The 24,728-nt window shown below is 66.0% G+C and carries 25 protein-coding genes and 3 riboswitches; of the genes, 11 read left to right on the top strand and 14 right to left on the bottom strand.

All coding sequences use genetic code 11. From position 1 onward, the window contains the following. Nucleotides 1-106 precede the first annotated feature (106 nt). A complete protein-coding gene (locus FHS54_RS15175; protein WP_167304510.1) occupies nucleotides 107-313 on the top strand; it encodes a hypothetical protein in 207 nt (68 codons plus the stop codon). Here the strand turns inward: FHS54_RS15175 and cobF are convergent. Genes cobF through cbiE form a run of 5 tightly spaced genes read right to left on the bottom strand, consistent with a single transcriptional unit; the run spans nucleotide 306 to nucleotide 4,705 of the window. After that, nucleotides 306-1,061 carry a precorrin-6A synthase (deacetylating) gene (gene cobF, locus FHS54_RS15170; RefSeq protein ID WP_167304987.1) on the bottom strand — a complete coding sequence of 252 codons (756 nt, stop codon included), beginning with the start codon at nucleotides 1,059-1,061 and terminating at the stop codon, nucleotides 306-308. The two genes, FHS54_RS15175 and cobF, sit on opposite strands and share 8 nt — an antisense overlap. Beyond that, a complete protein-coding gene (locus tag FHS54_RS15165; protein ID WP_167304986.1) occupies nucleotides 1,058-2,362 on the bottom strand; it encodes a cobyrinic acid a,c-diamide synthase CobB in 1,305 nt (434 codons plus the stop codon). Before FHS54_RS15165 ends, cobF begins: the two co-directional genes overlap by 4 nt. After that, nucleotides 2,359-3,144 (bottom strand): precorrin-4 C(11)-methyltransferase, encoded by a 786-nt coding sequence (gene cobM, locus FHS54_RS15160; protein ID WP_167304985.1) that lies wholly within the window; start codon nucleotides 3,142-3,144, stop codon nucleotides 2,359-2,361. The genes FHS54_RS15165 and cobM overlap by 4 nt, the downstream gene beginning before the upstream one ends. Then, nucleotides 3,141-3,506, bottom strand: coding sequence for a cobalamin biosynthesis protein (locus FHS54_RS15155; RefSeq protein ID WP_167304984.1), 366 nt, complete (start codon nucleotides 3,504-3,506; stop codon nucleotides 3,141-3,143). The genes cobM and FHS54_RS15155 overlap by 4 nt, the downstream gene beginning before the upstream one ends. Then, nucleotides 3,503-4,705 (bottom strand): precorrin-6y C5,15-methyltransferase (decarboxylating) subunit CbiE, encoded by a 1,203-nt coding sequence (gene cbiE / locus FHS54_RS15150; protein WP_167304983.1) that lies wholly within the window; start codon nucleotides 4,703-4,705, stop codon nucleotides 3,503-3,505. Before cbiE ends, FHS54_RS15155 begins: the two co-directional genes overlap by 4 nt. On the opposite strand from cbiE, the gene FHS54_RS15145 reads away from it, so the two are divergent. Beyond that, nucleotides 4,704-5,453, top strand: coding sequence for a cobalt-precorrin-6A reductase (locus tag FHS54_RS15145; protein ID WP_167304982.1), 750 nt, complete (start codon nucleotides 4,704-4,706; stop codon nucleotides 5,451-5,453). The genes cbiE and FHS54_RS15145 overlap by 2 nt on opposite strands. Here the strand turns inward: FHS54_RS15145 and cobJ are convergent. The 4 genes from cobJ to FHS54_RS15125 are packed head-to-tail and all read right to left on the bottom strand — an operon-like array spanning nucleotide 5,429 to nucleotide 8,578. Then, nucleotides 5,429-6,178 (bottom strand): precorrin-3B C(17)-methyltransferase, encoded by a 750-nt coding sequence (cobJ, locus tag FHS54_RS15140; protein WP_167304981.1) that lies wholly within the window; start codon nucleotides 6,176-6,178, stop codon nucleotides 5,429-5,431. The genes FHS54_RS15145 and cobJ overlap by 25 nt on opposite strands. Then, nucleotides 6,175-6,897, bottom strand: a complete 723-nt coding sequence (gene cobI / locus FHS54_RS15135) for a precorrin-2 C(20)-methyltransferase (protein ID WP_167304980.1) — start codon at nucleotides 6,895-6,897, stop codon at nucleotides 6,175-6,177. The genes cobJ and cobI overlap by 4 nt, the downstream gene beginning before the upstream one ends. Then, nucleotides 6,894-7,523, bottom strand: coding sequence for a precorrin-8X methylmutase (locus FHS54_RS15130; RefSeq protein WP_167304979.1), 630 nt, complete (start codon nucleotides 7,521-7,523; stop codon nucleotides 6,894-6,896). The genes cobI and FHS54_RS15130 overlap by 4 nt, the downstream gene beginning before the upstream one ends. Then, entirely contained in the window at nucleotides 7,523-8,578 is a 1,056-nt protein-coding gene (locus FHS54_RS15125; RefSeq protein WP_167305187.1) for a cobalamin biosynthesis protein CobG, read from the bottom strand. Before FHS54_RS15125 ends, FHS54_RS15130 begins: the two co-directional genes overlap by 1 nt. A 226-nt stretch (nucleotides 8,579-8,804) precedes the next feature. Continuing rightward, a riboswitch (cobalamin riboswitch) is annotated at nucleotides 8,805-9,020 on the bottom strand. A 126-nt stretch (nucleotides 9,021-9,146) separates the two neighbouring features. Here FHS54_RS15125 and FHS54_RS15120 point away from each other — a divergent pair. Further along, nucleotides 9,147-10,007, top strand: a complete 861-nt coding sequence (locus tag FHS54_RS15120; protein ID WP_167304978.1) for an alpha/beta fold hydrolase — start codon at nucleotides 9,147-9,149, stop codon at nucleotides 10,005-10,007. Between the two features lie 6 nt (nucleotides 10,008-10,013). On the opposite strand, the gene bluB is transcribed toward FHS54_RS15120, so the two are convergent. The 5 genes from bluB to FHS54_RS15095 are packed head-to-tail and all read right to left on the bottom strand — an operon-like array spanning nucleotide 10,014 to nucleotide 16,996. Then, nucleotides 10,014-10,628 carry a 5,6-dimethylbenzimidazole synthase gene (gene bluB / locus FHS54_RS15115; RefSeq protein ID WP_341785992.1) on the bottom strand — a complete coding sequence of 205 codons (615 nt, stop codon included), beginning with the start codon at nucleotides 10,626-10,628 and terminating at the stop codon, nucleotides 10,014-10,016. Nucleotides 10,629-10,654: 26 nt separating this feature from the next. After that, on the bottom strand, nucleotides 10,655-11,260 hold the full coding sequence (cobO, locus tag FHS54_RS15110; RefSeq protein WP_167304977.1) for a cob(I)yrinic acid a,c-diamide adenosyltransferase: 606 nt from the start codon (nucleotides 11,258-11,260) through the stop codon (nucleotides 10,655-10,657). Next, complete coding sequence (gene cobN / locus FHS54_RS15105) at nucleotides 11,257-14,952, bottom strand: cobaltochelatase subunit CobN (RefSeq protein WP_167304976.1); 3,696 nt, start codon at nucleotides 14,950-14,952, stop codon at nucleotides 11,257-11,259. Before cobN ends, cobO begins: the two co-directional genes overlap by 4 nt. After that, the gene (cobW, locus tag FHS54_RS15100) at nucleotides 14,952-15,992 is read right to left on the bottom strand and encodes a cobalamin biosynthesis protein CobW (RefSeq protein WP_167304975.1); all 1,041 of its coding nucleotides are present in this window, start codon (nucleotides 15,990-15,992) and stop codon (nucleotides 14,952-14,954) included. The genes cobN and cobW overlap by 1 nt, the downstream gene beginning before the upstream one ends. Beyond that, complete coding sequence (locus tag FHS54_RS15095; RefSeq protein WP_208405055.1) at nucleotides 15,989-16,996, bottom strand: HoxN/HupN/NixA family nickel/cobalt transporter; 1,008 nt, start codon at nucleotides 16,994-16,996, stop codon at nucleotides 15,989-15,991. Before FHS54_RS15095 ends, cobW begins: the two co-directional genes overlap by 4 nt. Nucleotides 16,997-17,236: 240 nt before the next feature. Next, nucleotides 17,237-17,481: riboswitch (cobalamin riboswitch) on the bottom strand. Between the two features lie 159 nt (nucleotides 17,482-17,640). Between FHS54_RS15095 and FHS54_RS15090 the strand changes: the two genes are divergently transcribed. The 8 genes from FHS54_RS15090 to cobU all read left to right on the top strand — a co-directional run bounded on the left by FHS54_RS15090 (nucleotide 17,641) and on the right by cobU (nucleotide 24,574). Then, nucleotides 17,641-19,035, top strand: a complete 1,395-nt coding sequence (locus FHS54_RS15090; RefSeq protein ID WP_167304973.1) for an OprO/OprP family phosphate-selective porin — start codon at nucleotides 17,641-17,643, stop codon at nucleotides 19,033-19,035. A 69-nt stretch (nucleotides 19,036-19,104) separates the two neighbouring features. Further along, nucleotides 19,105-19,297: riboswitch (cobalamin riboswitch) on the top strand. Nucleotides 19,298-19,484: 187 nt separating this feature from the next. Further along, nucleotides 19,485-19,892 carry a DUF1636 domain-containing protein gene (locus tag FHS54_RS15085; protein ID WP_167304972.1) on the top strand — a complete coding sequence of 136 codons (408 nt, stop codon included), beginning with the start codon at nucleotides 19,485-19,487 and terminating at the stop codon, nucleotides 19,890-19,892. After that, nucleotides 19,889-20,905 (top strand): nicotinate-nucleotide--dimethylbenzimidazole phosphoribosyltransferase, encoded by a 1,017-nt coding sequence (gene cobT, locus FHS54_RS15080; protein WP_167304971.1) that lies wholly within the window; start codon nucleotides 19,889-19,891, stop codon nucleotides 20,903-20,905. Before FHS54_RS15085 ends, cobT begins: the two co-directional genes overlap by 4 nt. Further along, nucleotides 20,902-21,462: a histidine phosphatase family protein gene (locus tag FHS54_RS15075; protein ID WP_167304970.1), complete on the top strand. Its 561-nt coding sequence runs from the start codon at nucleotides 20,902-20,904 to the stop codon at nucleotides 21,460-21,462. Before cobT ends, FHS54_RS15075 begins: the two co-directional genes overlap by 4 nt. Further along, nucleotides 21,459-22,169, top strand: a complete 711-nt coding sequence (locus FHS54_RS15070) for an adenosylcobinamide-GDP ribazoletransferase (RefSeq protein ID WP_167304969.1) — start codon at nucleotides 21,459-21,461, stop codon at nucleotides 22,167-22,169. Before FHS54_RS15075 ends, FHS54_RS15070 begins: the two co-directional genes overlap by 4 nt. Beyond that, complete coding sequence (locus tag FHS54_RS15065; RefSeq protein ID WP_167304968.1) at nucleotides 22,166-23,134, top strand: threonine-phosphate decarboxylase; 969 nt, start codon at nucleotides 22,166-22,168, stop codon at nucleotides 23,132-23,134. Before FHS54_RS15070 ends, FHS54_RS15065 begins: the two co-directional genes overlap by 4 nt. Next, nucleotides 23,127-24,065 carry an adenosylcobinamide-phosphate synthase CbiB gene (cbiB, locus tag FHS54_RS15060; RefSeq protein ID WP_167304967.1) on the top strand — a complete coding sequence of 313 codons (939 nt, stop codon included), beginning with the start codon at nucleotides 23,127-23,129 and terminating at the stop codon, nucleotides 24,063-24,065. The genes FHS54_RS15065 and cbiB overlap by 8 nt, the downstream gene beginning before the upstream one ends. Beyond that, a complete protein-coding gene (gene cobU / locus FHS54_RS15055) occupies nucleotides 24,062-24,574 on the top strand; it encodes a bifunctional adenosylcobinamide kinase/adenosylcobinamide-phosphate guanylyltransferase (protein WP_243855792.1) in 513 nt (170 codons plus the stop codon). The genes cbiB and cobU overlap by 4 nt, the downstream gene beginning before the upstream one ends. Nucleotides 24,575-24,728 lie beyond the last annotated feature (154 nt).

The raw sequence follows: 24,728 nt of genomic DNA, 5'->3' as shown, positions 1-24,728 counted from the left end.
TTGCGTTGCGGGAGGCGTAAATTCCGCGCGATATGGCGATGCTTTCGGTCTGCCAGGACGGATCGCGAGTCGAGCCTGAGGCGGCAGGACAGCAGGAGTGCGGTTCATGACCAATGCCCTTAATGCCCAGGAATGTCTGGAGCGGGCCAGAATGCACGAACAATTGGCGGCGACGACGGCGGACCCCTATGCCCGCACGATGCATCAGGCGATGGCGGCTGAATTTCGCCGCCGCGCGACAATGGGATCTTTCGATGCGGCCCGTGCGGTGATCAACAAGCCGATGGCCGAACTCTGCGCCCCCGTCAGTTGAACGCGGCGGGAGCCCGGCGCAGCAAATAGACGTCCATAATCCATCCATGCCGCGCGCGCAGAGCAGCGCGCCGTTCCACGATGGCGGGGCCAACTTCGCCCAGCGGCCCACGGGCCAGTTCTTCGCAATCCATGCCCAGATAAGCACCCCACCAGATAAGCATGTCCTGCGGTGGAAGGTCGCGAAAGGCGCAATGCCCGTCCAGCATCACGACGATGTCATTGACACCCGGCGGCCATCCCTGTTCCCGCAAGCGGCGGCCCGTGGTGATCAGCACCGGTTCTGCCAGGCGGTTGAGGCATATGCCATGGGCGGCGGTCAGCGCCTGGATGCTGGTGATGCCGGGGATCACGCGGATGTCGACCTTTGGTCCCAGACGGGCGGCGATCCGCAGGCTGCTGTCGTAGAGGGACGGGTCGCCCCAGACCAGTAGCGCCATGGTGCCGCCGTCAGGAAGGTGAAGCGCGGCCTGTTCCATCCACAAACCGGCGATGGCGTCGTGCCAGCCGGTGACGGCATCCAGATAAGCCGGTTCGGCAGCGCGAACCGGCATGTCGAATTCCACGATGCGGGTCGGGCCGGTCAAAAGCTGCGCGCAGATGGTGCGGCGCAGGTCGATAAGGTCGGACTTCGCATCGCCCTTGCGGGGGAGGAGGATGAGGTCGGCGTCGTTCATCGCCTTGGTCGCAGCGCGCGTCAGATGGTCGGGATTGCCCGTGCCGATGCCGATGAGCAAAAGCCGGATCATGCCGCACCTGCCAGAAGGTGAAAGAAGCTGCCGGTGACATGGCCCCGCCGCGATCCAGTGGAGGCGACCGTCACGCCCGCCGCGTCGGCAACGTCCGCAAGCGGGTCGTCGGGCTGTTCGATAACCGTTGAGTAATGAAATTCGTGGCCGTTCAATATGGCCCCGGCTTCATAGCCTGCCATGGGCGCAAGCAAGCGGGCGCGACGGTAGCCCAGGTGCAGGCGGCGGTCGGCGAAACTGGCGACAAGCCCCAACAGCCCCGCCATCGCGTGTGCTTTGCCATTGGCATCTATCAGCGCCTGACCCAGCATCATGTAACCGCCGCATTCGCCATGGACCGGGCGGTCCTGCGCATGGTGGCGAAGCCCGGCGATGCAATGGCGGGCAGCGGCAAGGCGAGGGGCGTGCAGTTCGGGATAGCCGCCCGGAAGCCAGACGGTGTCGGCGTCGGGCGCAGGGGCTTCGTCAGCCAGGGGGGAAAAGGGCAGGATTTCAGCGCCCGATTCGCGCCAGCCATCGACCAGATGCGCATAGGTGAAGGAAAAGGCGGCATCCTGCGCCAAGGCGATGCGCTGACCGGGCGGCGGGCAATGATGATGCGCCTGTGTGAGCGGGCGCGCGTCGGCGAGCGAACGTAACGCCGGAATATCGATATGATCGGCGATGTGGTCGGCGAGAGCGTCGATGATGCGCTCCGCCTCCGCCAGTTCACCGGCCTGGACCAGACCCAGATGCCGTTCGGGCAAGCTCAATTCAGCATAGCGGGGTATGGAGCCAAGCACGGGCATGGCGATGTCGTCCATCGCCTGGCGGATCATCCGATCATGCCGGTCGCTGCCCACGCGATTAAGGATGACGCCTGCGACCCGCACGTCCGGGCGCATGGTGCGGAAACCATGGGCCAGTGCTGCGGCGGACTGACTTTGACCTGTGACGTCGATGACCATCAGGACGGGCCAGCCGAGCATCGCGGCAATGTCGGCGCTGCTGCCGTCCCCCGCGCTGCCGGGCGCAGCCGCGCCGTCGAACAGGCCCATCACCCCTTCGGCAATGGCGAGTTCCGCACCCTGCGCCCGCGCCGCGAGCGACCGGATCAGCGCGCCGTCCATCGCCCAGCTGTCGAGGTTGAAGGCAGGACGATCGCTCGCCTTTTGATGATAGCCGGTGTCGATATAATCAGGGCCGCATTTATAGGGCTGAACCCGGACGCCCGTTCGTGTCAGGGCGCGGATCAGCCCCAGCGTGACGGTGGTCTTGCCCGAACCGGAGCGCGGCGCGGCGATCAGGAGGCCGGGCGTCATTCCTCCGACCCGACAAAGCGGGATTGCGTGGAGGCCGGGCGAAAGCGGCGATCATAGCCGGGCGCGTAGAGGCTGCTTTCGGCGAAATCGCCGTCGCCCAGCACCGGGCCGACCAGAATCAGGGCGGTGCGTTCGGGACCGTCTTTTGCGGCTTCCTCTATGGTGGCAAGGGTAGCGCGAACGATCCGCTCATCGGGCCAGGTGGCGCGCCATATGATGGCGACCGGGCAATCGGGGCCATAGAGCGGCACAAGTTCCGCCACCACCTGATGGAGCGCATGGATCGAAAGATGGATGGCGAGCGTGGCCCCGCTGGCGCCGAACGCTGCCAGGCTTTCCCGTGGTGGCATGGCGCTTGCCCGGCCCGATGTGCGGGTCAGCACGACGGACTGGCTGACGCCCGGCAAGGTGAGCTCGGTGCCCAGCGCCGCCGCCGCCGCCGCAAAGGACGGAACGCCCGGCGTGATGCTGTAGGGGATGTCCATCGCCTTCAGGCGGCGCAATTGTTCGCCCATGGCCGACCAGACGGACAGGTCGCCCGAATGGAGCCGGGCGACATCCTGACCCGCCGCATGTGCTTCGGCAAGGATCGCGATGATCTCATCCAATGTCATGGGCGCGCTGTTCACGATGCGCGCGCCGGGCGGGCAATGGTCCAGCAAGGCGCGCGGCACCAGTGACCCGGCATACAGGCATATGGGCGATGCGGCGATGAGGTCGCGCCCGCGCAAGGTGATGAGGTCGGGCGCGCCGGGACCTGCGCCGATGAAGTGGATGGTCATGCGGAAAATCCTTGGGCAAGGGCGCAGGTCGCTCCCCCACTGGGCGAAACGATGCGGGGGGCGATCAGCCGCGATCCGGTGCCAGCGGCCATCAACGCAACGGCTTCGGCCACGCTGCCGGTGCGATAGGCGGCGATGCTGGCCGGGGAACAGGTGAGGGTCGGGACGCCATCAATGGCGGACGGATCGATGAGCAGGAGGGGAAGGTTGAGCGCCTGGGCAAGGGGGGCGAGTTGCGGTGCCTTGTGCGTCAGGGTGGCGATTGCCGTGGGCGGCGGCGCGTCGCGGGTTGCCAGGTCGAACGCGGCGCGCAGGGCGTCCGCGCCGACGCTGTCGCGGCAGCCAAAGCCCGCGACGATCATAGCGTCACGCTCCACTGCACCAGCGGGTAGGAGGATCGCCAGCCGCGTCGCGTGCCCAGCGGAGCGGCGGAGGCCAATTCTATGCGCAACAGGTCGCCACCCAGACGGGCATGCCACTGGGCGAGCAGGCTTTCGGACTCCAGCGTCACGGCATTGGCGACCAAGCGGGTGGGGCCGCCGGGCCGTCCTACAATGGTTTCGATCAGCGCATCGCTAAGGCCGCCGCCGATGAAGATGGCGTCGGGCCGGGTGCGGTCTTGCAGAATGTCAGGAGCTTGCCCGTGGACGACGGTCAGCCGATCCGCGCCCAGCCGATGAGCATTGGCCCGCGCGCGGGCGGCGCGGGCGTCGTCGGCTTCGAAGGCGAGGGCCTGGGTCGATGGATGGCTCAATAGCCATTCGATCGCGATGGACCCGGAACCGCAGCCAATGTCCCACAATATTTCGCCGGGGCGCGGCGCGAGCGCGGACAGGGTGAGGGCGCGGACGGGGCGTTTGGTGATCTGGCCGTCATGATCGAACCATTGGTCGCCAATGCCGCTGGCGCGCGGCATGACGTCGCCATCCCCCGCCACCGCTATGGCGACCGCGACCGGGTGTGCGACATTGGAAAGGGCATAGCTGTCCGCCCGGACTTGCCGGATATGTTCGCGCGGCCCGCCCAGCGCCTCCATCACGTGAAGCGTCGATGCGCCGAAACCCGCGTTGGTCACATAGGCCGCCAGTTCCCGCACTGCGTCGCCATCGCGCAGCAGGATGATGGCGCGGCGGCCCGGCGCAAGATCGTGGCGCAGCCGGGCCAGCGGCACGGCGTGGAGACCGTGGCAGGCGGTGTCCTGCAGCGCCCAGCCGATCCGCGCCGCCGCGATGGAGAAGGTGGAGGGGGCCGGGTGGACGGTCCATTCACCGGGTGCAAGGCGGCGTGTGATGCTGGCCCCGGCGCCGAACCAGAAGGGATCGCCCGACGCCAGCATGACGGTGGGCTGCCCCCGGCGCGCCAGCAGCGGGGCGATGCCGTCTTCGAACGGCGCTGGCCAGGGGACGCATTGCGCATTAAGGGGCGGCAGCAGCGCGAGTTGGCGCGGTGCGCCGGTGATGAACCGCGCCTGATCCAGCGCCGCGCGCGCGGCGGGGTTGAGGCCGACAACGCCGTCCTCGCCTATGCCGATGATCGTCAGCCAGGGACTGTCAGCGACCATGACCAACATCCTGATATTGGGCGGCACGACAGAGGCGAGCGGGCTTGCCACCGCCGTCGCGCAGAAAGGGTTGCGGGCCGTCCTGAGCTATGCCGGGCGCACCGAACGGCCCCGCGCGCAGCCGGTTCCGGTGCGCATCGGCGGCTTTGGCGGGGTGGAAGGGCTGGTCCACTATTTGCGGCAGGAACGGGTCACGCATCTGGTCGATGCGACCCACCCCTTCGCCGCTACGATGAGCCGTCATGCGGCGCAGGCGGCGCAGATTGCGGGGGTGCGCCATATCATGCTGACCCGGCCCCCATGGGAAGCGGGCGAGGGGGACCGTTGGCATCATGTGCCGGACATTGCCGGGGCGGTTGCGGCACTGGATGGTGGGGCGCGGCGCGTGATGCTGGCGCTGGGGCGGATGCATGTGGATGCTTTCACGGCGCAGCCACAGCATGATTATCTGCTGCGCTTCGTCGATGCGCCGGACATTGCGCCCACGCTGCCGAGCCACCGGCTGGTGGTGGATCGCGGGCCTTTCACGCTGGAAGGCGACCTGGCGCTGATGCGGGAGTATCGGGTCGAGCTGGTCGTCGCCAAAAATGCGGGGGGCGTTGGCGCGCGGGCGAAGCTGGATGCGGCGCGGGTGCTGGGCATAGCGGTGCTGATGATCGACCGCCCGCCCTTGCCCCTGGCGCGGACGACGCACAGCGTTGCGGACGTGATCGAGTGGCTGGATCATTCGGCCCAGCGCGGGGTGTAGAGGATGGGGCCGCTTGGGCGGTTGATCATGCGGGTGCGGCTGGACCCCACGATCACCATCGTGCGCATGTCGGCCATTTCGGGCGTGGCCCGGTCCAGCGTGGTGATGTGCAGTTCCTCCTGCGGGGTCGATACGGCGCGGGCGAAGAGGATCAGGCGACCGGCTTCGCATGTCTCACGCAGGATGCCGAGCGTCCGGGCAAATCCTTCGGGGCGGGAGAGTGAGCGGGGATTGTAGAAGGCCATGGCGAAATCCGCCTGCACCGCCAGGCGCAGCCGTCGTTCGATCAGCGGCCAGGGTTTCAGATTGTCGGACAGGTTGATGGCGCAGAAATCATGGCCCAGCGGCGCGCCCGCTCGCGCGGCGGCGGCGAGCATCGCGGTGATTCCGGGCAGGATGCGGATGTCGACCGCGCGCCAATGGTCGGGGCCGGACTCCAGCGCTTCGAAGAGGGCGGACGCCATGGCGAAGACGCCGGGGTCGCCCGATGATGCGACCACCACGCGATGGCCCTGCGACGCGAGGGTCAGCGCATGGGCGGCGCGGTCAAGCTCCACGCGATTGTCGGACGGGTGTCGCGTCAGGCCGGGCCTGTCGGCCACCCGCGCGACATAGGGCGCATAGCCGATGATGTCGGTCGCCTCATCCAGCGCGGCGGTGACCTCCGGCGTGATCAATGCTTGCGCGCCGGGGCCTAGCCCTGCGACCGCCAACCATCCGCTCATGGCCGCCGCCCTTGCCCATGGATCAGCAGGATGGAAAAATAGCCGGTGATCGCTTCCGCATCGGCCAGCGGGGTGATCCGCTGGTCCGCCATGGTCGCATATTCGACCAGCCAGGCGCAGTCCTGCTTGCCCGCGGCCTCTACCGCGCGGCGCAGCTTGGCGAGGTTGCGGCCGATCTTCATGACGACCAGCGCGTTGGTGTCGTGGATGCGGCGGGCAAGCTCCTCCTCTGGCAGGGTCGCCATCAGCACCGTCAGCACATCGTCGCCCCAGCTGATCGGCGTGCCGCTGGCGGTCCAGGCGCCTGACATGCCGGTAATGCCCGGCACGATCCGCACGGGTGCGTGTGACGCCAGGCGGCTGTGCAGGTGCATGAAGCTGCCGTAGAAAAAGGGGTCGCCCTCACACAGGACGACGACGTCCTCCCCCTGCGCCGCCAACCCTTGCAGATGCGCGGCGCAATCGGCGTAAAAGGGAGAAAGGCAGGCATTGTAGCGGGGATCGGACAGGGGAATTTCGGTCGTTACCGGATATTCCATCGCATATTCCATGGCATCGGCGCGCAGCATGCCCTCCACGATCCGGCGGGCATGGCCGGGCCGCCCGGCCTTGCGGAAATAGGCGATGTGCCGTGCTTGGCGGATCAGCCGGTCGGCGCGCACGCTCATCAAATCCTGCGCGCCGGGGCCGAGGCCTACGCCGTGGATCGTGCCGGTCATTCGGCGGCACTCGCAATTGCGTTGATGGCCGCCACGGTGATCGCGCTGCCGCCTAGTCGGCCTTCCACGATGCAGCAGGGCGCGGGCTGGACCTGCCACAGCGCGTCCTTGGATTCCGCCGCGCCGACGAAACCGACCGGACAGCCGATGATCGCCGCTGGGCGGGGGCAAGCGGGGTCTTCCAGCAGGTTGAGCAGGTGGAAGAGGGCGGTGGGCGCATTGCCGATTGCGACGACCGCACCGGCCAGATGGGGTCGCCACAATTCGAGTGCGGCGGCGGACCGGGTGTTGGACATTGCATGGGAAAGGCCGGGCACTTCAGGATCGTGGAGCGTGCAGATGATGGGGTTGGCGGCGGGCAGGCGGGCGCGGGTGATCCCTTCGGACACCATGCGCGCGTCGCAGAGGATCGGCGCGCCTGCGTCCAGCGCGGCGATGGCTGCTGCGGCAAAAGTGGGGGAAAAGCGGATATGGGCTTCCAGGCCGACCAGCCCGGCTGCGTGGATCATCCGCACGGCGATGCGTTCTTCCTCGCGTGACAGATGGGAGAGATCCGCCTCCGCGCGGATGGTGCGGAAGGATTGGCGATAAATGGCCGCTCCGTCGGTTTCATAGACATGCGGCATCAGGAGGCTCCGAACAAGGCGATGATCTGAGAAGGGGCAAGCCCGGTGCGAACCGGCGGCGCGCCCGCGCGCGCATTCAGCGCCAGGTCGAAACCGCCGTCCCGTCCCGTAAGCACGGTGCCTGCCTGCGTCGGGCGCGCGCATCCCTTGGCGCAGCCCGAAACATGCAGGTCGGCGACATAAGGGGCCAGTTGCGCCGCAAGATCGCGGGTATGGACGCTGGCCTGGGGGCAGCCGGGCGCGCCGGGACAGGCGTCGGTGCTGAGCAAGGGGTCGGCGGGATTATCGGACGGCCCATCGTCGCCCTCCATGATCAGGCCGCGCCATGGGGTGAGGCGCACGGCATGCACCTTTTCATTCATCGCCATGCGCAGCGTGTCGGCGTCGATCCGACCGAAGGGCGCGCCAAGAAAGCGGCCAGGGCAGGCGGCGATGGTGGCGGCGAGCTCGCGCTGTGGAGCGGGCATCCGGTCGGCGCATTGGGGCAGCGGCGCGGCATGGCGGGCCATGCGCCCGGCCTGCGCGCCGCCGCTCGTCATGAACCATGCGGTGAGTGCGATGACGTGATCGACCGCGTTTTCGACGCTGATCGCCATGCCGCAGTCCCGTCCATCGGCGCGCAGGATCAGCGCGCCATTCATGTCCCGCTCAATACGGAAATCCGCCGGGCGGTGGGTCAGGGCGGGGGCAGGACCGGCGTCGATGGCGAAACCCACTTTCGGGGGCAGCGCGGGCAGTTCATCCATCCGGTCGAGCAGCGCGAGGGCGATGGTTTCGGTGTCGTCGCCGGGGGTCCAGTCGGGGTTCAGGATCACAGGGGCATGGGCATCCCCCGCCGCGTCGGGATCGATCAGCCCCATGGCGGCGAGCGCCTGCGCAAGCGGTAGATGGTTGTGATCGCTTACGCCACGAATTTGCAGCCCGGCGCGATTGGTGAGGTCGATATGCCCGTTGCCGAAACGCAGCGCGGCGTCGCACAGGCCTAGCATCTGGGGGCGGCTCATCCGGCCCAGGCGGGGCCGGACGCGGACCAGCAGGCCGTCGCCCGCCATCATCGGCTGCCACGCAGTGGGGCACCAGCCCCGCACCACGGCTAGGGGCGGTTGATCGGCGAACGCGCGCCGTGATCGGTCCTCCACTGTCCAGTCCTCCGAACGCCAAGCAACGATGGCGGCGGAGCACCGGCGTGGCGACAGCCGCACGCCAGCACAGCCGCAGCCGCGCAAAAACTTCGTCGCTCAAACGGAGAACCGAGCCGTGACCATCCCCTGGACCATGGCAAGAGCGACCTTTGCGGCGGCAGGTCTCCTGGCTTGCGGGTCAATGCTGGGACACGGGCCTTCCCGGATTGCTCCAGTGGCTGATCACCTGTCAGGCGATCGTCCGTATCTCGCTCACCGCTCACAGTTGCAGGGACAGCCACGGATTAGGGAGCAAGCTCCCGCACCGCGTTCCCAATTAAGCCCCCGAAGGGACACCGACGCGATCGATGGACCGGCAAGCCGATCCGCCTCGCCTCATAGGGCCATCATCGGGCAAAGGAAAGGGGGGCCGGCCACGCCGTCTTGCGTGCCCCCTGCCGCGTCATTAGTCCTTCGCGGGACAATGATATGGGAGAGATAAATGACCGATCTCAGCTTCGAAGCAACAAGCCGGTTTCTGGAAACGGCAAATGGGCGGCTGCATTATCATGAGGCGGGGTCGGGTCCGGCTTTGTTGTTGCTCCACGGGTCCGGTCCCGGCGTAACCGGTTGGGCCAACTTCGCAGGCAATCTGCCACTCTTTGCGCGCCATTTCCGCACCATCATCCTCGATGCGCCGGGTTATGGAAGGAGCGATCCCATCGATGGCGATCCGGTGGCCGTCGCGCGCGATGCAGCGGTGGCGCTGATGGATGGTCTTCGCATTGATCGCGCCCATGTCATCGGCAACAGCTATGGGGGAATTGTAGGCGGGCACCTGGCCGCGTCGCACCCGGATCGTGTCCTGCGCTACATCACCATTGGGGGCATCGGGTTCAACATCACGTCGACCTTCCCCAATGAAGGGCTGACGCGGTTGGTCGATTTTATCGAAAATCCCACGCGTGAGAATATCGTCGCATGGCTGGAATCGATGGTGTTCGACAAATCGATCATCACCGATGAGTTGATCGAGATGCGGTACAAGGCGGCGCTGGAACCGGTGACGATGACGAGCAGCCGCAAGATGTATACGCGCTCGGCGTTGGAGTTCATTGCCCAGTCAATGAGCGGCCCAGCCGTGTCGCAGCGGATCGATTATCTGGGCAGGATACAGGCGCCGACGCTGATCACCTGGGGCCGTGATGACAAGGTCAGTCCGCTGGACGGCGCTTTGTTGCCCATGCGGGTGATTCCGAATGCGGAACTGCACGTCTTTCCCCGGTGCGGTCATTGGGCGATGATCGAGTGCAAGGAGCGGTTTGAAACATTGGCGCTGGGCTTCCTGCTCGGAGAGAATTAGCGTCCTCTAACGCCGCACCACGACCGAATGCCAGTCGGTGCGCTGTTCCCAGCCGCGTCGCTCCAGTTCCGGCATGTCTTCCTCGCTCATCGGCTTGCCCAGGCAGAGCAGGCCCAGGCATTCCCAGCCCGAAGGGATATCGAGCATCGCGTCCACGCCCGCAGATTGCAGGATCGACACCCAACCCATGCCGATGCCACGCGTGCGCGCCGCCAGCCATAATGTGTGGACCGCCATGACACAGGAATAGCGGCGCGCTTCGGGCATGGTGACGGCACCCAGATGATGGCCGGTTTCGGTGCCGTCGTCGCAATAGACGGCGAACAGCACCGGCGCTTCGCGCAGGCCATGCAGTTTCAGGCTGCGATAGAGCCGGTCCTGATCGCCTTCATACTCCTTGCCCGCTTCGCCGACCTGTGCGTCGACATGGACGGCCAGCCGCTCGCGCAGCGCGGGGGTATCGATCCGCACGAATCGCCACGGCTGGGACAGGCCGACGGACGGCGCGCGGTGCGCCATGCTGAGCAGCCATTCGACATCGGTTTCGTGAATGGGGTCGGCAAGGAAGTGGCGAATGTCCCGCCGCGCCCGCACCAACGCTTCGAACCGTGCGCTGTCGATGGGGGTGATGGCGGGTCCGCTCACGATTAATATTCGATCCCGGCCTGCGCCTTGACGCCCGAACGAAAGGGATGCTTGACCAGCGTCATCTCGGTAACCAGGTCGGCGGCTTCGATCAGGGCTTCGGGCGCATTGCGGCCGGTGATGATGACATGCTTCATTTCGGCGCGGGCACTCACGGCTTCCAGCACCTCGTCCACGGGCAGATAGTCGTAGCGCAGGGCAATATTAAGCTCATCTGCCAGCACCATATCATAGGCCGGGTCGGCAATCATCCTCTTCACCTCTTCCCATGCGGTCCGGGTGAGCGCAATGTCACGCTCGCGGTCCTGCGTGTTCCAGGTAAAGCCTTCGCCCATCGGCTTGAAGTCCACCCGTTCGGGAAAGGCGTCGAACACCGCCTTTTCTCCGGTGGTCATCGCGCCCTTCACAAACTGGACGACGCCGACCTTCCTGCCATGGCCGATCGCGCGGACGACCATGCCCAGCGCGGCGGTGGTCTTGCCCTTGCCCTTGCCGGTATGGACGATCAGCAGGCCCTTTTCCTGCGTCTTGGTTGCCATGATCTTGTCATGGGCGACCTGTTTCTTCTTCATCTTTTCGGCATGTTGTTCGGGGGTGCGTTCGATCATGGCTGGGCTTCCTTGAGCTGGGAGAGGAGCATGGCGGCGCTGTTGGACCGGGGCCGCCACAGCCCCCGGTCGAGCGCTTCGTGCAGGCGGGCGGCGGTTTCGCGCAGGGCGGCGGAATTGGCCTGCGCCATGAAGGCGCGGACCTCTTCATCCTCGATGAAGGCGGCGTGGACGGCGTCGAAATGATGGTCCTTCACGCCATGGGTCGTGGCGGCGAAGGCGAACAGATAATCGACGGACGCGGCGATTTCGAACGCGCCCTTATAGCCGTGACGCATCATCCCCGCGATCCATTTGGGATTGGTGACGCGGGCGCGGACGACCCGACCGATCTCATCCTCCAACGTGCGGACGACTGGCCGTTCGGGGCGGCTATGGTCATTATGGTAGCTGAGCGGTTTCCTGCCCGACAGATGTTCGACGGCGGCGGCGATGCCCCCTTCGAACTGATAATAATCGTCGCTGTCGAGCAGGTCATGCTCGCGATTATCCTGATTCTGGATGAGGGCGTCGGCCTGCGCGAGCCGCCGCGCGAACAGGGCGCGTTCCGCTTCGCCCTCCACGCCGCCGCCATAGACGTGGCTGCCCCAGTCGAGATAGATGTTCGCCAGATCCGAACGGTCATGCCAGATGCGTTCGTCGATCATGGCCTGCAGGCCCGCGCCATAGGTGCCGGGGGCCGAACCGAAAACGCGCGCGCCCGCGCGGCGCAGCGCGGCCTTTTCAGACGCGCCTTCCGCCATCAGCGCAGCGGTTTCGGCGCGGTGGCGGGCGGCGGCGGGATTATCTTCTTCCGGTTCGTCGAGTGCCATCACGGCGCGGGCCGCGCTGTCCACCAGGTCGACCTGATCGGGGAAGGCGTCGCGGAAGAAGCCGGATATGCGCAGGGTGACGTCCACCCTGGGACGGTTCAGCTCCGCGATCTTCACCACTTCAAAGCCGATGACCCGGCCCGATGCCCATTCCCATCGCGGTCGCACGCCCATCAATGCCAGCGCCTGGGCTATGTCGTCGCCGCCGGTGCGCATATTGGCCGTGCCCCACGCCGAAATCGCCATGGCGCGGGGATATTCGCCATTGCGCTGGAAATAGTCCTGAATGAGGGAGTCTGCGGATAGCTGCCCCAGATTCCAGGCGGCGACGGTGGGGACGGCGCGGGTGTCGACCGAATAGAAGTTGCGGCCAGTGGGTAGCACGTCGGGCCGTCCGCGTGTCGGTGCACCCGATGGACCGGGGAGAATGAAGCGTCCGTCGAGCGCGGCCAGGAGGGCTGATTTTTCCGCTGGTCCGCTCGCATCCACGCGGGGGGCGAGGTCGTGGTGCAGGGTGTTCAGCACGGCGGCGCTATGAGGGCCGGGGGCGGGGCTTCCGCTGTCGAGCAGGTGGATGGCGAACAGCTCCAGCCGCTCGACCGTGTCGCCGGTGGTCCGCCATGGGGCCGGGGTGAGGTCTTGAAGCGTGGCGGGGCGGGAGCCATCCCATGTCTTCCCCAAGACGCAGTTCAATGGATTGAAATACAGGGAAAAGTCGTCCGCCAGCGCTCGAAGCAAAGAGCCTTGCCCGTCGTCCAGCCCCCGTGGACAGCGAGCGAGGGCGATCATCAAATCGCGGCGCTGCGGTCCTTCAGGCGACTGGGTAAAGATGTGGAGCCCGTCACGTATCTGCATTTCCTTGAGGTCGCACAGATAGTTATCGATCGCGGCTAAGGCGTCATCTCCAGAGCCACTCGCCCCGGCATCCTGGTCCAGCCCCTGGATCGCGGCGAGGGCCAATATGTCCTTGCGCAATGTTTCCAGACGACGCGGGTCCATGCCGGCGGCGAGATAATATTCATCGACCAGCGCCTCCAGTTCCTTGAGCGGGCCATAGCTTTCGGCGCGGGTCAGCGGCGGGGTCAGATGATCGATGATGCAGGCCCCGATGCGCCGCTTTGCCTGGGTGCCTTCGCCCGGATCATTGACGATGAAGGGATAGATTTGCGGCACCGGCCCGGCGCATATTTCGGGAAAGCAGCTTTCCGACAAGGCGATTGCCTTGCCGGGGAGCCATTCGAGATTGCCGTGCTTGCCGACATGGACGACCGCCTGCGCACGAAAATGGTTGGCCAGCCAGAAATGGAAGGCGAGATAGGCGTGCGGCGGGGGAAGCGCCGCGTCGTGATAGCTGGATTTGGGGTCCACATCATAGCCCCGTGATGGCTGCACCGCGACAGCGACATTGCCGAAGCGATGGGCGGCGATGGGGAATGCTGCGTCGCGGATGGACGGATCGGCTTGCGGTGGACCCCAGCGCATGGTCACCGCATCGCGCACCGACGCGGGGAGGGTGTCGAACGCCGTGTGATAGTCGGTCAGGGCAAGGCTGGCTGGCGCGTCGGCGTGGGTCAGCCTATCCATCAGGCTGGAGCCTTCCAGGGGCGCGCCGGCGGCATCATAGCCGCTGTCCGCCATGGCTTTGAGGATGGCGACGGCGCTGGCGGGCGTGTCGAGGCCGACGCCGTTGCCGATGCGGCCTGCGCGGCTGGGATAGTTGGCGAGGATGAGTGCGACCCGGCGTTTGTCTGGGGCTGTTTTGCGCAAATATGCCCAGTTTGCGGTAAGTTGTGCGGTGAAGTTAGCGCGGTTCGGCAGGATTTGGGGAACGACGATGCTGCATTGGGTGCGCTCGTCGAAGCGGGTGGCGGCCTTGAAAGCGACGGCGCGTGTGATCAGCCGTCCGTCGACTTCGGGAAGGGCGATGTGCATGGCAAGATCACGCGGGCCAAGTCCGCGCGCGCTCGCCTGCCATGCCTGCTCCTCGGCGCTGGCGAAGACGGTCTGCAGGATCGGGCAGTCCGCCTGTTCAAGGATGGAAGGCGTGCGCGGCTCGCCCGGAGCGGAGGCGGCGAAGGCGGTTGCGTTGAGGATAACGTCCGGTGGTGTTTCCGACATCGACGCCCGCAGGAAATCGCGCGCAAATGGTTCACGCAGGGAGCGAACATGCACAGGCAAGACGTTGAGATTATGTGATTCCAGTGCGGCGATCATGGCATCGACCGCTTCAAGCGTACCGGCGATCAGCAAGGCTCGGTAAAAGAGGAAGAGGACGGTCGGCTGTCCTGCGCGCCATCGGCCTTTCACTTGGGCCAGGCTCGCGCGTTCGATCCCCGGCGAATAGAGGCCCGCATCTGCTACCGGGACCGGATCATTGGGTTCGCCTGCATCCAGTCCCGCAAGGCGGGCGGCGGTCTTCAGGAAAGCGGCGGCATTGGCGACGCCGCCCTGGCGCAGATAGTCGCGCAGCCGGTCGCAGACATCGGGAGGGACTGTGGACGCTTGGGCAAGATCTGGGTCCTGTTCCCGCCCATCGGCGATGGCGGCGAAGGCTATGCCCTTTTCCCGCGCGATATGTCCAATTTCATCAATGCCATAGGGCCAATAGCTCTTACCCCCCAGCAGGATGACACAGACGAATTTGGCGTTGGCGATCACCTGTTCGACATAGAGGTCGACGGAATAGGGGTGGCGCAGTTGCAACAGGTTGGCGAGGCGGATGGTGGGGGCGGCGTCCCCCAGCGTCGCCGCCGCGCTGGCAAGGCAGGCCAGTTCGCTGTCCGCCACGGTCAGCACCACGATGTCGCCCGGCGTCTGGCCAAGGTCGATTGCTTCGTCGCCGTTCGATACGGTGCCGGGCGTGGCGGTCAGCAAATGCATCAGGCGGGCACCGGCTTTGCGTCGAGCGTGTTTGCTATGGCGTCGCGGTCCAGGCCGTGCTGGCCGATGATGACCAGGCGAGAGGCGCGCTGCTCATCGGGTCGCCATGCGCGGTCATAATGATGCTGGACGCGGGGTCCGACGGACTGGAGGACCAGGCGGGCCGGGCGTCCACGGATCGCCAGGAAGCCCTTGACGCGCAGCAGGTCATGTCGGGCGATGGCGATATCCAGTGCGGCGAGAAGGGGTTCCGGGCTGTCCAGTTCGCCCAGGTTCAGCACGAAGCTGTCGAAATCGTCATGGTCATGATCCTCATCGCCGTCATGGTGGGACGGGCGGGCGTCGATCTTATCCTCCACGGCGGCGTCGATGCCCAGCAGCGCGGCGGGGTCGATGCGGCCCATCGCGGTGCGGATGAAGCTGACGCCGGGGCGGACCTCTTGCCTAAGCCGGTCTTCCAGCGCCTCCAGCTGGTCGGCATCCACAAGGTCCGTCTTATTGAGAAGGACCAGGTCGGCGCAGGCCAGCTGGTCTTCGAACAGTTCCTCAATCGGGCTGTCATGGTCGAGCGTGGGGTCGGCGGCGCGGGCGGCGGCCAGCGCGGCTTCGTCATGGGCGAAACGCCCTGCGGCGAGCGCGTCGGCATCCACCAGCGCGATGACGCCATCGACCGTGGCGCGCGTGCGGATGTCGGGCCATTGGAACGCCTTGACCAATGGCTTGGGCAAGGCGAGGCCGGAGGTTTCGATGATGATATGATCAGGCGGGGTCGGCCGGTCGAGCAACCGCTGCATGGTCGGCAGGAAATCGTCGGCCACGGTGCAGCAGATGCAGCCATTGGCCAGTTCGATAATGTCATCGTCGGGGCAGGCTTCGTCGCCGCAGCCCTGGACGAGCGCGCCGTCCACGCCGACATCGCCAAATTCGTTGATGATGAGGGCGATGCGGCGGCCGCCCGCATTTTCGATGATATGGCGGATCAGGGTGGTTTTTCCAGCCCCCAGAAAGCCGGTGATGACGGTAGCGGGAACCTTGTTCATGGGACATTTCCTTGGATTGCGAGGGGGACTTCGATGTCGTCGAAGCGTTTCCAGCGATAGATTGCCCAGCTGATCAGCCAGCAGGCGGCGAACAGGCCGACGATGAAGAAGCCCAGGCTGTTGAAATGGTCGCCCAGATTGGCGGCCAGCGACCAGACGCCGCCGGTCAGGCCGAGCTTGTCGCCCAGCAGCGCCGCCGTTTCGATCCCGCCGATCACGATGGCGACGATCGCGGAAACCAGCGTGATGGTGATGTTATAATAGAGTTTGCGAATGGGCTTAACGAAGGCCCATTGATAGGCCCCCATCATCAATGCGCCGTCGGCTGTGTCGATCAGCGCCATTCCCGCCGCAAAGAGGAGGGGAAAGATGAGAACGGTGGACAGCGCCAATCCACTGGCCGCCTGCCCGGCGGACAGGCCCAATATGGCGACCTCTGTCGCTGTGTCGAAGCCCAGGCCGAACAGGAAGCCCAGCGGCGCCATGTGCCAGCTGCGCGTGACCAAACGGAAAAGCGGCTTGAACAGGCGGGCCAGCAGGCCGCGATTTCCCAGCAATATGTCCATGTCTTCATTGGCATAGGCCCCGCCTTTGCGAACATGGTTAAAGGTTGCCCAGACCGATTTCAGGATGATCAGGTTCACCGCCGCGATGGCGAAGAGGAAGGTCGCTGAAATGATGGTGGCGATGACGCCGCCGATTTCGCCCGCCGCCTCGACCCGGCTGAGCGCGCTGGCGGCGGTGGCGATCAGGACCGCGCCGATCAGCACGATGGCGCTATGGCCGATCGCGAACCAGAAGCCGACGGTCAGCGGGCGCTGGCCGCCCTGCATCAGCTTGCGCGTCACATTGTCGATCGCGGCGATATGGTCCGCGTCCACGGCATGGCGCAGGCCCAGGCTCCAGGCCAGCAGGGCCATGCCCAGCATCGTCATGTCGCCTGCGAACAGCGCCCCGGCCCATAGCCAGAGGAAAATATTGGCAGCGATCAGGCCGGCGAACATCCATGTGGCCCGCTGGCGAAGCCGGCCCCCGTCGGGCGGCGGGGTCAATGTCGGAGGAATAGCATTCATAACGGCAGTCCCGTCGGCGTCGGCGAACCGAAACGGGAGCCTCCGCAACGCGGCCGACATCGATCGCCGGACGGACGCCTGTGCGCCCGGCACGCATGCCGTTGCGGCTCCCGCCGCACTAGGCGTCGCTCAGACGGAACACCGTGCCCCGGCCATCCCCTGGACCAAAGCAAGAGCGACCAGACGCCGGCAGGTATCCTGGCTTGCGGGTCATCGCTCGACACATGGCCTTCCCAGGCCTCGCAGGATTTAGCGTCCGGCCCAGTGGCTGACCTTCCCATGTCATGGAAGGTCGATATGCATCTCGCTCACCGCTTACAGTTGCAGGGACAGCCGCGGATTTGGACGCCGGAAAAAGCATCCGCACCGCATTCCCATTCAAGCCCCTTCGGGGCACCGGCGCGATCAGATGAAGGCTGCCGAAGCGGACCTTCACGGCGGGGGCATAGAACGCATCGGTGGGAAAGGGAAGCGTGGACGGCTGAATGATCGCCTGAAATAAAATCGTAACAATGGAGTCATGGATTAGTCACGTAGCTGACATATCTGCCCCGCCCATGAGAAGGGACCAAGCAATGAAAGCCAGCCGTTGGGCAATCGCCATCGCGATGCTCCAAATAGCCGCACCCTCATGGGCGAGCGCACAGACGATCAGCCAGGCGGAAGCCGAGCAGTTGCGGGCGCAGATCGCCGCACTGAAGATGCAGGTGCAGATGTTGGAAACGCGCCTCGATTCGGCAGCGCCCGCGTCGGCTGTTTCCGGCTCAGGGGCGTCAGCCGCTCCACCGGCTGCCCTGGCCAGCGCGTCCAAACCGGCGGCTGCGGCGGAGCCTGCAACCAAGATCAGCTGGAAAGGCAGCCCGCAATTTTCCAGCGACGACGCAAAGTTCAAGGTAAAGGGCCGCATTCAATATGACGCCGCCCTGTTGATGGCGCCGGGCAGCGTGTCCGATCGCGCGCAGGGCTATTCCAATGAACTTCGCCGCCTGCGGCTGGGCGCTGAAGGTCAGCTGGGGGCCGGGTTCGGCTATAAGCTGGAAACCGAACTGTCGGACAACAGCATCGATCTGGTCGACACGTTCATCACTTATGAAAATGGCAAGTGGCTGGTGACGTTGGGCAATCACAACCAGTTTCAGTCGCTAGACGAACTGATCGGCGACACGACCGGTTCGGTGATGGAACGCGCAGCCTTTACCGATGCCTTCAATTTCGAACGCCGCATTGGCCTGTCCGCCCAATATCGGTCCGGCATCCTGCTTGCCCAGCTTGGCCTGTTTTCCGACAGCGCCGATTCGCTGACCAATGATGAGGATGGCGATGAAAATAACAGCTACAGCGTGGATGGCCGGGTCGTGCTGGCACCGCGCATCGGCAAGACGCAGCTGCATTTCGGCGCGTCGGGACATTGGCGCGACCTGAACCGCCTGGCCGACGAGCCGCAGCGCTATCGCCAGCGGCCTTATCTCCACACGATCAACACGCGCTTTCTCGCCACGCCGTCGATCGATGCCACGGGCGAATCCCATTATGGGCTGGAATTCGCCGGTACGCGCGGCCCGCTTTACTGGGCGGGTGAGACACATTGGCTGCGGACGAAGCGGCCCGGCCTGTCGGACCCGACCTTCTTTGGCGGCTATGCAGAGGTCGGCTATTTCCTGACGGGCGAAACGCGGTCCTACAAAAATGGCATTTTCGGCAGCACCAAGCCCAAGCAGGAATTTGGCGACGGCGGCATGGGATCGCTTCAGCTGACGGCGCGCTACGATTATCTGGACCTGAACGACAAGGATATTGTCGGCGGCACGCAGAATGCCTGGATATTGGGGCTGGTATGGACCCCGATCGAATATCTGCGCTTCAACCTAAACTACGCGCACCTGCGCTATACCGATGCCGCGATCCCCGCCGGGACCGACCGGGATTATGGCGTCAATGTCGTGGGATGGCGCGCGGAACTGGACTTTTGATCCGGCAGGGCATGGGCCGCGAAAGGTCCATGCCCTATTCGCAGCTTGCGACCTGCGCCCGCTCGCACTATCAGCGGCAGCGCGACAGGTTCCTCGCAAGGGGATGAAAAGGGAAGTCGGGTGAAGCCCGCGCTGCCCCTGCAACTGTAAGCGGTGAGCGGACGGCCATTCACGCCATTGGGACCCATTTGGGTGCTCCCGAGAAGGCGGCCAGACGCACTGACCCGTGAGCCAGGAGACCTGCCTGCCGCAGTCGTTCTTCGACCGGACAGGGTGTGCCGGACGAACGGGGATATCCTCGCCGAGCGACAGCCATTGCCTTGCCGGTGCGGCCGCGCGGGAAGCATGTCGTTGTGCGTCCCCGCTTCGTCCCCGCCACAAGGCTGTTTGCGGTCGGAATGCGGAGCCGGGGATGATGATCCATTATGTGATGCCGGGGCGCGGCTGAAATGTTGCGCGCGGTCGAAACCGGGGCGGCGGTGGTGGTCTGTTCGACCTGCCGCCTGTCATCCGAACAACGGGAAGATGGCGAGGGGCGGCGCGGCGGCGCTCTGCTGGCGCAGGCGCTGCGCGCGGTGCAGGCGGGCGACAGCGCCTATGCGGGGGTGGAGGTGCAGGACATGCCCTGCCTTTTCGCCTGTCAGCGGCATTGCACTGTCCATCTGCGCGCGCCGGGCAAGGTCGGCTATGTATTGGGGGATTTCACGCCCGATGAAGCGGCGGCGCGCGCGATCCTTGATTATGCCGTCCGCCACGCGGCCAGCGAGGAAGGCGTGGTGCGTTACGCCGACTGGCCGCAGGGGGTGAAGGGACATTTCATCGTCCGCACGCCGCCCGAAGGCTTTATCTGCACATGACGTTCTTTCGCGACCGGGCCGCGTTCGATCAGGCTCTGGCGACATTGCCCGCCCCCGATGAAGGCGCGATGGAAGCTGCGGCCAATCGGCAAGCGTCGTTGACCAAGCCCGCCGGTTCGCTGGGGCGGCTGGAGGACATCGCGCTGTTCATGGCCGGATGGCAGGGACGAGAACGGCCCCGCGCCGACACGATCCGCGTGGCGGTGTTTGCTGGCAATCACGGGGTGGCTGCGCGCGGGGTCAGCGCCTTTCCTCCCGAAGTGACCGCCCAGATGGTCGCGAATTTCCGCAGCGGAGGCGCGGCCATCAACGCGCTCGCCGCCGCTTGCGGAGCGGAACTGGTCATTGTGCCCATCGATTTGGATCGCCCGACCGGCGACATTGCCGAAGGTCCCGCCATGACCGAGCCGGAGTGCCTGGCGGCGATCAATGCCGGGGCTGCGGTCATCCAACCCGGCATCGACCTGCTGTTGCTGGGGGAGATGGGCATCGCCAACACGACCGCCGCCGCCGCCCTGTGTGCGCAGGTGCTGGGCGGCGAAGCGGGGCAGTGGGTCGGTCGGGGCACCGGCGTCGACGCCGCTGGGATCGATCGGAAAGCCGAGGCCGTAAGGCTGGCTCTTGCCCGGCATGGCGCGCATTGCGGAGACGCGTTCGAAACGCTGCGTCGCCTTGGCGGGCGGGAGATTGCGGCGATCGCGGGCGCGGTGCTGGCGGCGCGGTTGAGCCGCCTGCCGGTGATGCTGGACGGATTTATCTGCGGGGCGGCGGTTGCTCCGCTGGCCCGCGACAACCCGCAGATTACGGGCCATTGCCTCGCCGCGCATTGTTCTGCGGAGGCCGGGCATGCCCGGTTGCTCGACGCCCTGGGTCTGGAGCCGTTGTTGCGGCTGAACATGCGGCTGGGCGAAGCGAGCGGCGCGGCGGTGGCGGCGCAGATCGTGCGATCGGCGCTCGCGGCGCATGGGGGGATGGCCACATTTGCGGAAGCTGCGGTCGCGAGCGGGCGATGACTTCACTCTCCATCCACCTGATGCGCCATGGCGTGCCGGAAATGGCGGGCAGGCTGCTGGGCCATTGTGACGCGCCGCCTGATCTCGACGGCATGGCGCTGTGCGTGGATCGCGCGCGATCCTTGCGCTTCGATCATGTCGTGACGTCCGATCTGGCGCGGGCGCGCATCCCCGGCGAAACCATCGCAACGGAACGAAATGTGGCTTTGCATATCGATCCGCGCTGGCGCGAGCTGGATTTCGGGCAGTGGGATGGGTTCGATCCCGCCGATCTGGCTGCCGATGCGCTCAGCCGCTTTTGGGACGATCCTGAGGCCAATCCGCCGCCCGATGGGGAGCGGTGGTCCGCGCTGTGCGAGCGGGTCGGCGCGGCGTTGAGCGACATAAGCGCGCCGACGCTGGTTCTCAGCCATGCAGGCGCGATGCGCGCCGCGCTGTCGGTGCTGTGCGGGATGGATCACCGGCAGGTCTGGGCTTTCGACCTGCCCTATGGCGCGCTGTTGAGCCTGCGGCTGTGGCCGGACGGGACGGCGCAGATTACGGGGCTTCAGTCATGAGGCGGCTGGTGCTGGCGATGCAGCTTATGACCTGCCTGCCGTTGCCGCCGGTGAAGGCGGACGAAGGGGACTTCGCCGCCGCGATCCGCTGGTTCCCCGCAACGGGCATGGTTGTCGGTGCCTGTGTGGCCGGGGGGTTAATGCTGGGCGGTAGAGTCGATCCCTGGGCAGGGGCCTTGCTGGCGTTGCTGGTCTGGGTGGCGATGACGGGCGCGCTGCATATCGACGGGCTGGCCGACATCGCCGACGCGGTGGGCGCGGCTCATGGGGACCGCACCAAGCTATCGCTCGTGCTCGCCGACCCGCATGTCGGCAGCTTTGGCGTCACGGCGGTCGCGCTGCAATTGCTGACGAAGCTGGTGTTGCTGCGCTTATGTGCGGAGCTGGTCCCGGCCTGGTGGCTGATCGGCGTCGCCATGGCCGCGCGGATGGGGCCGCTCTTTTGGTCGCGTTGGCTCCCGCCGCTGCATGAGGGGCTTGCTAGCCGATTCCGCGACGGTGTTCGGCCAGCGCATCTGCTGGGCTGGAGCGCGGTTGCGATGCTGTTTGCCTGGTGGATGCCGGGCCTGCTGATCGTCGCCGCGCTGATCCCTGCATGGGCCATGTGGCTGCGGGCGCGCATTGGCGGCATTTCAGGCGACGGGCATGGGGCGGGGATCGAGATAGTGGAAAGCGCGCTGCTGGCCGCGCTGGTCCTGACGTCATGAGCGATGCGTTCCGTTGGCATGGTGGTCGTGTGGCCGATGCGCAGGCCCGCTATGGTTCGGCTGAACCGTGGATCGACCTGTCCACGGGGATCAACCCCGTGCCGTGGCCCGGCGCGGCGCGGATCGCAGTCGATTGGGCGGCCTTGCCCGATCCATCGGCGCTGGTGGAGCTTGAGGCGGCGGCGGCGGCTCATTTCGGCCTTCCCCCGGCCCATGTCTGCGCCGTGCCGGGGAGCGAGATCGGCTTGCGGATCGTGGGACGGCTGCTGGACCGGCCCGCTTGTTACCTGACGCCGGGCTACCGCACGCATGGGGAGGCTTTCGCCCAGGCAAGGCCGGTCAGCGATCCCGAAGACGCGCCGCCCGCTTCTGTCCTGCTGATCGCCAATCCGAACAACCCCGATGGCCGCGTTTTCGCGCGGGAGCAGCTGTTGGCATGGACGGAGCGCATGCAATGGCTGGTCGTCGATGAAGCCTTCGCCGATTGCATGCCGGGCGGCAGCATCGCGCCGGACGTCGGGGAGGGGCGGCAACTGATCGTCCTGCGATCGTTCGGCAAATTTTTCGGGCTGGCGGGCGCAAGGCTCGGTTTCCTGCTCGGCCCGACGCCGATTGTCGCGGCCTGTCGGCGCATGCTGGGCGACTGGCCGGTGTCGGCTGCTGCCATCGCCTTTGGCACGGCGGCCTATCGCGACAGGGGTTGGATCAATGCGACCATCGACGCGCTCGGCGAACGCGCGAAGGGATTGGACGCGCTGCTTGCCCGCCATGGCCTGGCAGCGAGGGGAGCCTGTCCGCTGTTCAGGCTGGTCGAGCGGGACGATGCGGCGCAGCTGTTCGAACACCTCGCCCGCCGCGCTATCCTGACCCGGCCTTTTCAGGCACAGCCGACATGGTTGCGTTTCGGCCTTCCCCCGAATGCCGACGCGATGGAGCGGCTGGACAGGGCGCTGGCGGGTGGTTGAGGCGGTGGCCCTTGCTGCGCTGACGCTGGACGCGGCGCTGGGATGGCCCAGTCGCCTGCACGCGCGGATCGGCCACCCGGTCGGCGGGTTCGCCCGGATCATCGCGAAGTGTGAGCGCCGGTGGAACCGCCCCGGCTTGCGCGACGGGGCGCGGCGGATTGGCGGGGTCGCTACCTTGCTGGTCCTGTTGACGGTGGCGATCGGCTGTGGCTGGGCCGTCGAATGGCTGATCCAGCGGACCATGGGAAGTTGGGCCTGGGTTGGCGTGGCGCTGGCAGCCTGGCCAGCTTTGGCGCAGCGCAGCCTTTATGACCATGTCCTGCCGGTGGCGCGGGCGTTGGAAGCGGGCAAGCTGGACGATGCGCGCCGCGCGGTGGCATGCATCGTCGGCAGGGACACGGCCAGCCTGGACGAAGCCGGCGTGTCGCGCGCGGCGGTGGAAAGCCTGGCGGAAAGCTTTTGCGACGGCGTGGTCGCGCCGCTTTTCTGGCTGCTGCTGGGGGGCCTGCCGGGCATATGGGCCTATAAGGCGGCCAATACCGCCGACAGCCTGATCGGTCATCGGGAGAAACCATATGGTCCGTTCGGTTGGGCTGCGGCCCGATTTGACGATCTGCTGAACCTCGCACCCGCCCGGCTGTCCGGGTTTCTCGTCTGCGTCGCGGGCGGGCGCGGATGGCGGGTCATGTGGCGCGACCATAAGCGACATGCTTCACCCAATGCGGGCTGGCCGGAGGCGGCGATGGCGGGCGCGCTCAGGGTCAGGCTTGGAGGGCCGATCCGCTATGACGGGGTGCTGCACGATAAGCCGTGGATCGGCGGCAGCCATCGGGACGTCACCCCGGCGGATTTACGCCGGGCGATGAGGATTTTCCTGCGGGCATGCGCCTTGCTCTGGGGATTAAGCGCATTTTTGGAGCTTGGCTTATGAACATATTGGTCCTTGGAGGTGCTCGATCGGGCAAGAGCCGCCATGCGCAGGCGCGATGTGAGGCGCTGTCGGGATCGCTGGCCTATGTCGCCACGGCGGAGGCCCATGATGGAGAAATGACGGATCGCATCGCACGCCACCGGGCCGATCGCGGGCAACGGTGGCGGACGGTCGATGCGCCGGTCGATTTGCCGGGCGCGATCCGTTCATCGGCAGAATGGGCCGACGCGATACTGGTCGATTGCCTGACTCTTTGGCTGTCGAACCTGCTGCTGGCCGGTGAAGACATAGCCATGTGGACCTCCAAGCTGGCCGATGCCGTGCGAAGCTGCGCCGTGCCGGTTGTGTTCGTGTCGAACGAAGTCGGCCTGTCGATCGTGCCCGAAAATGCCCTGGCACGACGATTTCGCGACGAAGCGGGCTGGCTTAACCAACAGATGGCGGCTTTGTGCGACGAGGTCATATTGGTGACAGCCGGGTTGCCCATGACCTTGAAAGACGGGGCGTAGTCGACAGGTTTAGGCGGCAGGCATCAGCTATCAGATAATGTTATATTAGCCGTTAGCCCGCGGAAAACCTTCGTCGCGCGCGATCGCCGCCCTATTTTGCGTTTGTTCACCTTGCCTGTAGCGGCCCGGATCAATAAGGGGCGACGATCAATTC

It is taken from the genome of Sphingobium vermicomposti (assembly GCF_011762025.1).
GTDB lineage: Bacteria > Pseudomonadota > Alphaproteobacteria > Sphingomonadales > Sphingomonadaceae > Sphingobium > Sphingobium vermicomposti.
The sequence above is the reverse complement of the archived record's forward strand: the minus strand, read 5'-3'. Positions and strand labels throughout refer to the sequence as shown.